This is a genomic window from Salinivibrio sp. IB643 (assembly GCF_001996105.1).
Lineage (GTDB): Bacteria > Pseudomonadota > Gammaproteobacteria > Enterobacterales > Vibrionaceae > Salinivibrio > Salinivibrio costicola.
Genome location: NZ_MUFF01000007.1, coordinates 155,777 through 167,998 on the forward strand (window position 1 = coordinate 155,777; position 12,222 = coordinate 167,998).

The 12,222-nt window shown below is 51.2% G+C and carries 10 protein-coding genes; 4 read left to right on the top strand and 6 right to left on the bottom strand.

The features are described from left to right. Nucleotides 1-33 precede the first annotated feature (33 nt). The 5 genes from hslU to priA form a co-directional block, all read right to left on the bottom strand. The gene (hslU, locus tag BZG77_RS05735; protein WP_077646525.1) at nt 34-1,365 is read right to left on the bottom strand and encodes an HslU--HslV peptidase ATPase subunit; all 1,332 of its coding nucleotides are present in this window, start codon (nt 1,363-1,365) and stop codon (nt 34-36) included. A gap of 2 nt (nt 1,366-1,367) precedes the next feature. Then, nucleotides 1,368-1,904, bottom strand: coding sequence for an ATP-dependent protease subunit HslV (gene hslV, locus BZG77_RS05740; RefSeq protein ID WP_077577212.1), 537 nt, complete (start codon nt 1,902-1,904; stop codon nt 1,368-1,370). A 106-nt stretch (nt 1,905-2,010) separates the two neighbouring features. Beyond that, nucleotides 2,011-2,559 (bottom strand): SPOR domain-containing protein, encoded by a 549-nt coding sequence (locus BZG77_RS05745; protein ID WP_077646526.1) that lies wholly within the window; start codon nt 2,557-2,559, stop codon nt 2,011-2,013. Between the two features lie 71 nt (nt 2,560-2,630). After that, nucleotides 2,631-3,659, bottom strand: coding sequence for a DNA-binding transcriptional regulator CytR (cytR, locus tag BZG77_RS05750; protein ID WP_274532597.1), 1,029 nt, complete (start codon nt 3,657-3,659; stop codon nt 2,631-2,633). Nucleotides 3,660-3,810: 151 nt separating this feature from the next. After that, complete coding sequence (gene priA / locus BZG77_RS05755) at nt 3,811-6,009, bottom strand: primosomal protein N' (protein ID WP_108743950.1); 2,199 nt, start codon at nt 6,007-6,009, stop codon at nt 3,811-3,813. 220 nt (nt 6,010-6,229) lie between these two features. Here priA and rpmE point away from each other — a divergent pair, with 220 nt between their 5' ends. Continuing rightward, a complete protein-coding gene (gene rpmE, locus BZG77_RS05760; RefSeq protein ID WP_077461534.1) occupies nt 6,230-6,445 on the top strand; it encodes a 50S ribosomal protein L31 in 216 nt (71 codons plus the stop codon). 255 nt (nt 6,446-6,700) lie between these two features. Beyond that, entirely contained in the window at nt 6,701-7,945 is a 1,245-nt protein-coding gene (locus BZG77_RS05765) for a malic enzyme-like NAD(P)-binding protein (RefSeq protein WP_077646529.1), read from the top strand. A gap of 83 nt (nt 7,946-8,028) precedes the next feature. Here BZG77_RS05765 and metJ read toward each other — a convergent pair whose 3' ends face one another. Then, a complete protein-coding gene (gene metJ / locus BZG77_RS05770) occupies nt 8,029-8,346 on the bottom strand; it encodes a met regulon transcriptional regulator MetJ (RefSeq protein WP_025673335.1) in 318 nt (105 codons plus the stop codon). A 186-nt stretch (nt 8,347-8,532) separates the two neighbouring features. Here metJ and metB point away from each other — a divergent pair, with 186 nt between their 5' ends. Further along, nucleotides 8,533-9,693: a cystathionine gamma-synthase gene (metB, locus tag BZG77_RS05775; RefSeq protein ID WP_077646530.1), complete on the top strand. Its 1,161-nt coding sequence runs from the start codon at nt 8,533-8,535 to the stop codon at nt 9,691-9,693. Nucleotides 9,694-9,768: 75 nt separating this feature from the next. Beyond that, nucleotides 9,769-12,210 carry a bifunctional aspartate kinase/homoserine dehydrogenase II gene (locus BZG77_RS05780; RefSeq protein WP_077646531.1) on the top strand — a complete coding sequence of 814 codons (2,442 nt, stop codon included), beginning with the start codon at nt 9,769-9,771 and terminating at the stop codon, nt 12,208-12,210. The last annotated feature ends 12 nt before the right edge of the window (nt 12,211-12,222 follow it).

Genomic DNA, 12,222 nt, shown 5'->3' on the forward strand with positions numbered 1-12,222 from the left:
GCTGCCCTAAGTTCGATAGTTGACGTGTCGTGACTACAGGATAAACCGACTTAAGTCTTCGTCATCCACCAGCTCTTCGAGGTGGCTACGGACGTATTCTGCGTCAACCACAACCTGTTGACCGGCGCGTTCACTGGCTTCGTATGAGACATCTTCCATCAGTCGTTCCATCAAGGTATGCAGACGACGCGCACCGATGTTTTCGGTTTTCTCATTGACTCGCCACGCCGCTGAAGCCAGCTCATCAATACCGCTTGGCTCAAAGCTCAAGTCAATCTCCTCGGTTTTGAGTAGTGCCGAGTATTGCTGGGTCAGTGAGGCGTTCGGCTCGGTAAGAATCCGTTTGAAGTCATTAGTTGACAATGCTTCTAGCTCGACACGGATCGGGAGACGGCCTTGTAGTTCGGGGATCAAATCTGACGGACGTGAGACCTGAAATGCACCAGAGGCAATAAACAGGATATGATCGGTTTTGATCATGCCATGCTTGGTTGAGACCGTGCTGCCTTCAACTAACGGTAAGAGATCACGCTGTACCCCTTCACGTGATACATCGCCACCACTGGTGTTACCCGACTTACAAATCTTATCGATTTCATCCACGAACACGATGCCATTGTTTTCCACCATGTGGATGGCTTGCTCTTTGATTTCTTCTTGATTGACCAGCTTAGCCGCTTCTTCTTCGGTCAGCGCCTTCATTGCGTCTTTGATTTTCATCTTACGCTTTTTAGTGCTGTTGCCGGCAAGGTTTTGGAACATGCCTTGCAGCTGATTGGTCATTTCTTCCATGCCCGGTGGTGACATGATTTCTACGCCCATTTGCGGCGCCGCAACATTGACTTCCACTTCTTTGTCGTCAAGTTTACCTTCGCGTAATTTTTTACGGAAACTTTGGCGTGTTGACGAATCTTCTTGGGTCGTTTCGTTTTGGCCCCATGCATCACGCGCTGGTGGCAGCAAGATGTCGAGGATACGATCTTCCGCTTGTTCTTCGGCGCGGAATTTGACTTTTTCCATCGCCTGCTGCTGGGTCAGATTCATCGCCACATCCGCAAGATCACGAATAATGGTCTCGACTTCTTTACCCACATAGCCGACTTCGGTGAATTTGGTCGCTTCTACCTTGATAAAAGGCGCATTCGCTAATCGCGCAAGACGACGTGCAATTTCGGTTTTACCGACACCGGTGGGGCCAATCATCAAGATGTTTTTCGGAGTCACTTCCGCACGCAAGTCTTCTGGCAGTTGCATACGGCGCCAGCGGTTTCGCAGTGCGATCGCCACCGCACGTTTGGCATTGTCTTGACCAATAATATGGCGGTCAAGTTCGTGCACGATTTCGCGTGGAGTCATTTCAGACATCACTAATCCTGTTTATTACTCTCGAGTTCTTCAACCGTGTGTTGTTGGTTTGTAAACACACATATATCACCGGCGATGGTTAGCGCTTTCTCTGCAATCTCGCGGGCGTCTAACTCGGTGTTTTCTAACATGGCAACGGCGGCGGCTTGCGCATAGTTACCGCCTGAGCCAATAGCAATCAGATCGCGCTCGGGCTCAACCACATCACCATTACCGGTAATGATTAAGGAAGCGGTTTCATCCGCGACAGCCAGTAGGGCTTCAAGGCGACGCAGCGCGCGATCGGTTCGCCATTCTTTGGCAAGTTCAACGGCTGCTTTGGTTAGGTGCCCTTGGTGGAGCTCAAGCTTACGCTCAAAGCGCTCAAATAAGGTAAAGGCATCTGCGGTACCGCCAGCAAAACCAGCGAGCACTTGGCCGTTATACAAGCGACGAACTTTTCGTGCATTACCTTTCATGACGGTATTGCCGAGCGATACTTGACCATCGCCAGCAATAACCACTTTACCTTCGCGACGGACGGAGACGATTGTAGTCACGGGAACCTCTTTGTTTGTGTCTGGTGCACCAGATGGGTGATTAATCTAGATGGTTGGGTTTTGACGCTGACTTTTCAAGGGGAGAGCGCAATACTTTCCCCGTTCGCTATTCCCAATACCAAATAGCACAAGGTTCGACACCGGCGCGACGCAGCATATTGCGATCTTTCTCTGCTTGGCGCTTGCGCGGGTAAGGGCCAAGCACCACACGATACCAAGTGCCTTTCTCACCAGGGCTTACCTTGATTTGGCTTTCTAGCCCTTGAAACGCAATGATCGCTTTACGCTCATTAGCCTGCCCTTGGCTACGGTAAGCACCGCATTGCATGAGGTAAGGACGGGTCGATTGTGGCAGCGCTTTTGCTTTCACTTCTACTTCCTTGCCTTCCAGCTCTTCGATATAGCTCCATTTTTCTTTGGGCTTTTTCGGTAGACTTTCTACCTGGCTTTGCGTGGCCGGTTGCGTGTGAGACACGGGGGGTGTCGATGTATCGGTTTTGCTCAACCAATACAGGCCATAAGCAAACGCACCCACTAAGACGACAGCAAGCAGTGCCCATTTAAATGGGAACCCAGCCTGCGTCTTGGTCGGTTGGCGGCGAGTATTTTTTTTACGCGGCGCTTTGCCACGTTTAACGTAATCACGAGTTGCCACAGCAAATAATCAAATTAAGAAGCCAGTAAAGGGCTCATATTACTGGCTTGAGCCCGTGCTGACTAGTCTTACTACCGAGACGGAGGGGCGACACTCTCACGGATCACCAGCTTGGCGTCCAAAAGGCGGGAGCCGGGGTTCACTTCTTGTCCTTGTAACGTGTTTAGCAGCATCAACATGGCTTGGCGGCCAATGTCATAGCGAGGCTGCGAAACGGTCGTGAGTGGTGGATCGCAATACTCGGCGAATTGGATATCATCAAAGCCAACAATGGAGATATCTTGCGGAACTCGCATGCCTAAACGTTTCGCTTGTTGCATCGCGCCGACGGCCATGACATCGCAGTGACAGAATACCGCAGTGGGTGGCTCAGGCAGTGAGAGCAAGTTGGTGATGGCACGCGCTCCGGAGGCAAAACTAAAGTCACCGACGACGCTATACGCTGGATTGATGGTGATCCCCGCTCGATGTAACGCTTGCTGATACCCTTGTGAGCGGAACTGCGTTAATGCTGTCTCCGGCACGCCGGTAATGTTAGCAATCCGAGTATGGCCGACTTGGGTGAGATAATTAACCGCTTCAAAGGCAGCGGTAAGGTTATCGATATGAACCGTCGGTAATTCCAGATCGGGCGCATATTCACAGGCCATGACCAGTGGCGGTAAGTTTTTTTGCTCAGGCTTGCTGACATCAAAAGGGACGTCGGAGCCAAGCAACAGCATGCCATCCGCTTGTTTAGTAAACACCAGATTGACGAATGAATTTTCACGGTGGTGTTGCTGGGCACTGTCACCCAGTAGAACCAGGTAGCCATGCTCCATGGCGGCTTCTTCAATACCGCGAATAATCTCACTGAAGTAGGGATCACAAATGTCCGGTACAATAGCGACGATAGTTTTTGATTCATTGCGACGCAAGTTACGCGCAAGTGAATTAGGGGAATAACCAGCTTCAACCACAGCATGTTCAACTTTTTTACGCGTGCTGGCTGACACCTTCTCTGGGTTCATCAGCGCGCGCGATACCGTTGCTGTGGATACACAGGCAATGTGGGCAACGTCCTTCATTGTCGCCATAATGACAGTCCTCTTGTTATCTATATTGTGAGATCAAACAGTTATTAGCTCATCTGACCTGTTTTCTTAGCCAATTGCGGCCCTATTTTACCTATGCTTGTCCAATTTAAATACGGACAAGCTAACACTTATTGCAATGAAAGTGTGATCTGTGTCGACTTACAGCAAGGGAGTATTAAGAAAGGTCTTGCGGCTCGACATCTAAAGACCAACGTACTTTGCGAGAAAGGGGTAATTGATGGATTGCAGGAAGAGCCACCGTTAGCCACTGCTGCATCACTTTTCGACTTGGGGCCTGGATTAATAATTGCCAGCGATAACGGCCCGCGCGTTTGGCCATCGCTGCGGGCATAGGGCCCATGATATGGCTTTCATCGTGTTGAATGGGGGAGGCAGCGAGCGTTTGACGTACTTGTTGTAAAAACTGCTGCACACTGTTTTCTTCATGGCCTTCGGCGCGAAATAAACTTAAGAACGTATAGGGCGGAAGCCAAGCTTGGCGGCGTTCAGTGAGCGCCGACTCTGCAAAGGCTTGATAGCCTTTGTGCACCAGCGATTGGATCAGGCTGTGCTCGGGATGGTGCGTTTGTAATAGCACCGTCCCTGGCTTGCTGGCGCGACCGGCGCGGCCGGCAACTTGCACCATCAGTTGCGCCAACCGTTCAGGCGCGCGAAAGTCATTACTAAACAAGGCACCGTCGACATCAACTAACGCCACTAGGGTGACATTGGGAAAATGATGGCCCTTAGCGAGCATTTGTGTGCCCAGTAGGATCTGATATTCGCCCTTTTCTATGCCATTAAGGTAGGTTTCCAAGCTGCCCTTACGGCGAGTATTGTCGCGATCAATACGCACGGTTTTATACTCAGGAAAGAGCTCGCCCAACTGGCTTTCAAGCTGCTCGGTGCCCACGCCGACACTGATTAACTGGGTGGAGCCACAATCGTGGCACTGGTGCGGAACGGGTTTTTGGTGGCCACAATGATGACAACGCAATTCTTGCTGTTGCTGGTGAAGGGTGTAGTAAGCATCACAACGTTGACAATTCGCGAGCCAGCCACACTCGTGGCACATCATGGCGGGCGCATAGCCACGGCGATTTAAAAACAACATGACCTGATTGCCTTGTTGTAGGTGCTGGCGCATTTCGGCGATCAACGGCGCGGATAATCCAGCGTCGAGGTAATGGCCCTTAATATCGAGTATTCCCTGACGTGCGGTCACCGCATTACCTGGACGCTGAGTCAGCTTGAGGTACTGATATTTACCGGTTTTTGCGTTATGCAAGCTTTCCAAAGAGGGGGTGGCAGAACCGAGTATCACCGGTACTTTTTCTTCATGACCACGCATAACCGCTAAGTCTCGGGCATGATAACGAAAGCTATCTTGCTGTTTATACGAGGGGTCATGCTCTTCGTCAATAATGATGATGCCTAAATTAGCCATCGGCGTGAACAGGGCAGACCGTGTACCAATGACGATTGCTGCTTGATTCTCGCGCGCGGCCAACCAGGCTTTTAGTCGATCGTTATCATTTAAGCCTGAATGCATCACGGTTACCGGGACATGAAAGCGGCGCTCAAACCGGCGAATGGTTTGTGGGGTGAGGCCAATTTCTGGTACCAAAATCAAGGCTTGTTCACCGCGAGCAAGCACAGGTTCGAGCACGTTTAGGTAGACCTCTGTCTTCCCTGAACCGGTGATCCCCTCGAGTAAAGCACAAGCAAAGCCGTCATTGGCATTGATGGTGGCAACCGCCATCGCCTGTTCATGGTTGAGTGCCGGTTTGTCTTCGGTGACGGCAAAATGCGGTTGCCAGGCTTGAGCGTTTAGCGGTGGTGTGTAGGGAGCTATCCAACCTTTTTCGGCCAGGGTTTTTAGCACCGGTGCGCCGATGTCTTGTTCGATCAAATCGGCATGGGTGGCAGGGCCGTGTGTGAGCAACTGCAACACCCGAGCTTGTTTAGGGGCACGGCTCAGGCCCGAGAGGGGTTGGTTTTGTCCTGACTCGGTAATTTGCCACCATTTTTGCTGTTGTAATGCCGCAGGGCGTCCTTTTCGAAGCAGGGTTGGCATCACGGCGCCCATCGCATCCCCTAGCGGATGATGATAAAAGCGGCTTGCCCAGTGGAGTAAATGATAGACGCCGGGCGTCCAAACCGGTTGGGTATCCAATACGGCATCGAGCACCTTGAGTTGGCTCGCGTCCACACTGGCGGTTGCGGATAAGCCGGTGACAATGCCAACTTTGTGCTGGCGGCCAAAGGGCACTTTTACCCGCCCACCGATGATGGGGTGTTGATTCTCACCGATTCGGTAATCAAAAGTTTTCGCCAACGGGACCGGTAGGGCCACCTGAGCAAACTGTTCCATCACAACATCTTATTGACCAGAAGGGGGCTCAGTGTAACGGTTCGCCCTCGGTTGGCAAAGCCTTGTTGTACGGTGACGCGGCGTGGTGATTGCACAAAAAAGTTGCGAAACCGAGGGGGCTTGATTAGAATTGCGCGCCTTAGAAAATATTTGTTAACGACGTGTGGTGCCCGGCTTAGGATCGGGAGAGCGACACGGCCTTTAAAATGAGGTTATCCCTATGAAAGCTGGTATCCATCCAGAGTACAAAGCCGTCACAGCAAAATGCTCTTGCGGTAACGAATTTGCGTTCAGCACAACCCTAGGTAAAAACATCAACCTAGACGTGTGTGACAAATGTCACCCATTCTATACCGGTAAGCAGCGTATCCTTGATGCTGGTGGCCGTGTTGATCGCTTTAAGAAACGTTTCGGTGCCCTTAGCAGCAAAAAATAAGCAGCTATTGACCGAATATAGAGAAGGGACGCATCAGCGTCCCTTTTTTTGATCGTATCGTCCTAGTATTCGGACAACAGGTCCGAGCATCATCGCGAATACGGCGTTAGTACTGGTGGACGTTTCCCCGCTGCGTTACCATCTTTACCCTTATACAAACCTTTCCTGTGTGGTTTGTAGAGTGTCTGGCTAATATCGGTCATCCTTCCCTGCCGATATTGGTTATCCCTTCACGATAATAACTAGGAAAACGACATGTCGGACGATAAACGCCAGCAAGCGCTGGATTATCATGCATACCCTACACCCGGAAAAATCTCTATCGAACTCAGTAAGCCTGCTGATTCAGCGGCGGATCTTGCTCTCGCCTACAGCCCAGGCGTTGCTGAACCTGTGCGTGAAATAGCCCAAGATGCGGATGCCGTATATCGTTATACCGGTAAAGGCAATATGGTCGCAGTGATCTCAAACGGCACCGCGATTTTGGGGTTAGGGAATTTAGGGCCGATGGCGTCAAAGCCTGTCATGGAAGGCAAAGCGTTATTGTTCAAGCGTTTTGCCGGCTTGGACTCGATCGACATTGAAGTTAAACACCGCACCATCGATGAGTTTGTTGATACCGTAGCCAATATTGCTGACACCTTTGGCGGTATCAACCTTGAAGATATCAAAGCCCCAGATTGTTTTGAGATCGAAAAGCAGCTGATTGAACGCTGTGAAGTGCCTGTCTTCCATGATGATCAACATGGTACCGCGATTGTCACTGCTGCGGGGATGCTTAACGCGCTCGAGTTGCAAGGCAAAGATATTGGTGAAGCCACCATCGTGTGTCTCGGTGCGGGTGCTGCTGCGGTGGCCTGTATGGAGCTATTGATTAAATGTGGCGCCCAGCGCGAAAAGATTTACATGCTGGATCGCAAAGGGGTAATTCACACCCGTCGTGATGACATTAACAAGTATAAGCAGTTGTTTGCCAATAACACGGATAAGCGTACCCTCGAAGATGTGATTGAAGGTGCGGATCTCTTTGTTGGCGTATCAGGCCCGGATTTGCTCTCGCCTGAGGCATTAAAACTGATGGCGGATAAGCCTGTCGTGTTTGCCTGCTCAAACCCAGATCCTGAAATTAATCCAGAGGTTGCGCACCAAGTCCGGGATGATCTGATCATCGGAACGGGGCGTTCGGATTACCCGAATCAGGTGAATAACGTCTTGTGTTTCCCGTTTATTTTCCGGGGAGCATTAGATGTGCGTGCCAGTGAAATTAATGATGCGATGAAGTTGGCCGCCGTTGAGGCGATTCGTGGTTTGGCGAAAGAGCCTGTACCACAATCTGTCTTGGATGCCGCGGGCTTGTCTTCACTCAGTTTTGGCCCGGATTACATCATTCCCAAGCCGATGGATGCCCGTTTACTGCCCAAGGTAGCACGTGCCGTGGCGCTTGCGGCCGTCGAAACCGGCGTAGCCCGTATTGAGATGCCAGACAACTATATGTTGTAAAGAAAACATGCTGTAAAGAAAACATGTTGTAATTAGAAAACAGTGCCTTACCATAAAAAAACCGCCGATGGCGGTTTTTTTGTTTAGTATTCACTGTCGTCAAACTCAATACCCAACTCTTCCATGATCCGACGTGCCTCGGCAGGAATGCTATCGGGTTTATCCTTACGGATGTCGTCATCGGTTGGCAGAGGCTGCCCGGTATAGGCATGTAAAAATGCCTCACACAATAACTCACTGTTGGTCGCATGACGCAGGTTATGAACCTGACGGCGAGTGCGCTCATCAGTAAGAATTTTTAATACTTTAAGTGGGATAGAGACGGTGATCTTCTTTACCTGCTCTTTCTTTTTACCATGTTCGGCATACGGATTAATGTAATCGCCGTTCCACTGCGCCATGTCTCACCTATCTTGATTATGGAATACCCAGAATGATGCTGCGGAGATTTTAGCTATATTAACCGCCACATGCAAAGGTGTTTAGACGTCTAGAAGTGTTGACGTCCTAAAAGTACAGAGGTAAGGTAGTATGATGACGACTGGATCACGTAAATCGTGCCAGCGCAACAAGAGCAAGGATGAACCATGACAGGTAAAAAAACCGACACCATTGCCGTTCGAACAGGAATTGGCACTGACACGCAACATCATGCGGTTGTGCCGCCTTTGTATTTATCAACCAACTATCGTTTTCCTGCTTTTGGCGACGTTCCCACTTATGATTATGCCCGTGGGGGCAATCCAACTCGAGCTCAGTTAGAGCAAGCGTTAACGGAACTGGAAGGCGGAGCCGGTGCCGTGGTGACCAACTGTGGGATGGCAGCCATTAACTTGGTGTTGTCTTTACTGGATGCAGGGGATCACATTGTTGCACCGCACGATTGTTATGGTGGTACCTATCGCTTGTTAGAGTCACGCGCCAAGCAAGGGATTTGGCAGGTCAGTTTTGTCGATCAATCTGATCACCAGGCGTTAACCGCTGCGCTGGCAAAACAGCCGAAACTGGTGTTAGTTGAAACACCCTCTAATCCGCTATTGCGTGTGGTCGATATTGCTAAAATCTGCCAACAGGCCCACCAAGTGGGGGCATGGGTGGTGGTCGATAACACCTTTTTATCGCCAGCACTCCAACAGCCTTTTTCACTGGGTGCGGACATCATCGTGCATTCCACTACTAAATTTATTAATGGTCACTCTGATATTGTCGGTGGCGCTGTAGTGGCGAAGACGCCTGAATTGGCTGCAAAATTAGCGTGGTGGGGCAACTGCTTGGGCGCGACAGGTAACGCCTTTGACAGTTATATGACATTGCGAGGGTTGCGTACCTTGGGCGCTCGGGTTAAACAACATCAGCAAAATACGCAAGCGGTATTAACCTATTTGCAAACAGTCCCTGCGGTGCGGCAACTCTACTATCCCGGTTTGGCGACACATCCAGGCCATGACATTGCCGCCCGTCAGCAGTTTGGATTTGGTAGTATGCTCAGCCTCGAGCTGGACACGGACTCCGCTGGGATCGCACGTTTTATTGAAGGCTTATCCTTATTTGCGCTTGCCGAGTCGCTGGGCGGGGTAGAAAGTCTGGTCACGCATCCAGGGTCAATGACCCATCGTGCGATGAGTGATGACGCGCAAGCCGAGGCTGGCATTACCCCGACGTTGCTGCGTTTTTCTATTGGACTAGAAGACGCAGAAGACTTAGTGGCCGATTTGGCGCATGCCTTCGCCCATTTAGCTAACCAGTAAAACCGATTGCTATAGGTGTTGCTGTCATAGCACGCCGCTTTATTGATATTTATTGAGACCAAGAGAGACCTCGCCATGCACGCGCAACCGATGGACACCGCCCCCGAATCACAACGCCAATTGCATAAATTTGGTGGCAGCAGTTTAGCGAGCCCAGATTGTTATCGCCGTGTGGTCGATGTGCTGACGGGGCATGCAAAGGCGCACGACTTAATTGTGGTCTCTGCGGCGGGGAAAACGACCAATCAGCTCATTGCTTGGCTCGCTCAACTGGGCAAAGATGGCCGGTTGGCGCATGAGACCTTGCAAGGCGTCCGTGCCTTTCAGCAAGACTTGATTGAAAATCTGATCAACGGTGATCACAAACAACAGTTGGTTGATGCCTTATCTGCTGACATCGCGACGATCGCGTCGCTCGGGGAGACAGCGCTGAGCGACAGCGTACAAGCCGATGTGCAAGGGTTCGGAGAGGTTTGGTCGGCGCGTTTATTAGCCGCGCTGCTTAATCAGCAGTGTCGTCAGGCGGTGATGTTGGACTCGCGCCACTGTTTACGCGCGGAACGTGCGGCTCAACCCGAGGTCGATCGCGGCGCATCATGGCCACTATTACGGCAGCAACTTTCTCAGCACACGCAATCTCACGTCGTGATTACGGGATTTATGGCGCAAAATCAAGCTGGGGAAACCGTGCTTTTGGGGCGTAACGGGTCAGATTATTCGGCCACGGTACTCGGTGCGTTAGCGGGGGTCCGCCGCGTGACTATATGGAGTGATGTTGCCGGTGTATACAGTGCGGATCCACGCCACGTCGAGAATGCTTGCTTGTTACCCTTAATCCGATTGGATGAAGCAGGCGAATTGGCACGCTTGGCGGCGCCCGTGCTTCATAGCCGTACTTTACAGCCAGTGGCGCAAAGTGCGACCGATCTGACCTTACGTTGTACCCAGGCCCCCGATAGTGGCTCGACCCATATAGAGCGTGTACTGGCTACCGGACGCGGGGCAAAAATCATTACATCTTTGGATGATGTGTGCCTATTGCAGTTTGATGTCGCCCGCGGGCAAGATTTTCAGGCAATTAAACAAGAGTTGAGCCGCATCCTCTCTCAGCTGAAAGTGCAACCACTGGCGACGGATTATCAAGATGATCAGTATCGTATCTTGCTGGCCTTTACGGCGGAGGTCGTGGCCTCGGTCATGGCCCAGATCCAGGATGCCGGGCTATCCGCGGAGTTGAAGCTGCGCGAAGGGTTTAACATGGTTGCTGCCGTCGGAGCCGGCGTGGTCAATAATCCCGTGCACTGTCATGGTTTTTATCAGCAGCTGAAGTCACAGCCTGTAGAGTTTATCAGTGAATCTGCATCTGGACTGAGCATGGTGGCGATTTTGCGTCAAGTGCATACGCCTGCCCTTGTGGCCAGCTTGCATGATGCGCTGTTCCAAGCCCAACGTCGCATTGGCTTGGTGTTGGTAGGGAAAGGAAACATTGGCGCGCGTTGGCTCAGCTTGTTTGCCGAGCAAAAATCGCACCTCGAAAAGCGTCATGGCAAGGAGGTGTCGCTGATTTCTGTGGTAGATAGTCGTAATCAATGGTTAGATTTTGCTGGCATCGATCCGATGCAGATCAGGGATGACTTTGATGACAATGGCACGCCATACTTTGATGATGAATGGTTAACACGCTTATTGAATCATCCTTATGATGATGTGGTGATTTTGGATGTCACTGCCAATACCTCACTGGCAGCTCTCTATCCGCGTCTCGCCGAGCATGGTTTTCATTTAATCTCCGCCAACAAAGAAGCCGGCGCGGCACCGGCCGAACAATACCATGCGATTCAACATGCGTTTGCGAAAACGGGGCGCCATTGGTTATATAACGCTACGGTAGGCGCTGGGCTGCCGATTAACTATGCGGTTCAAGACTTACGTGAAAGCGGTGATCATATCCTCGCACTCTCAGGGATCTTTTCCGGCACGTTATCCTGGCTTTTTTTGCAATTCACCGGCGAGGTCCCGTTCAGTGCTTTACTTGAACAGGCATGGCAGCAAGGGCTAACTGAACCTGATCCGCGTGACGATCTGTCGGGTGCCGACGTGGTGCGTAAATTAGTGATTCTCGCAAGGGAAGCGGGCCTGTCATTGGAGCCCGAGCAGGTCAATGTTGAGTCACTGATACCGCCAGCGCTGCAATCTTTGTCGTTAGATGCGTTTCTCGATAACGCCCATCAAATGGATGCGTGTTTACAGGAGCGATTGGAAAAAGCGCAGCAAGATCGCGCCGTGTTGCGCTATGTGGCGCGTCTAGAAGCCAATGGTAATGCGCAGGTGAGCTTAGAAACCTTACCGAGTGAGCATCCGCTGGCGCATCTACTGCCCTGTGATAATGTGTTTGCGATTGAAAGCCAATGGTATCGTGAAAATCCATTAGTGATCCGCGGACCGGGGGCGGGGCGGGATGTCACCGCTGGGGCGATACAATCTGATCTGAATCGCTTAATTGGGCGTCTTCACTAATGTCCTTTTAGT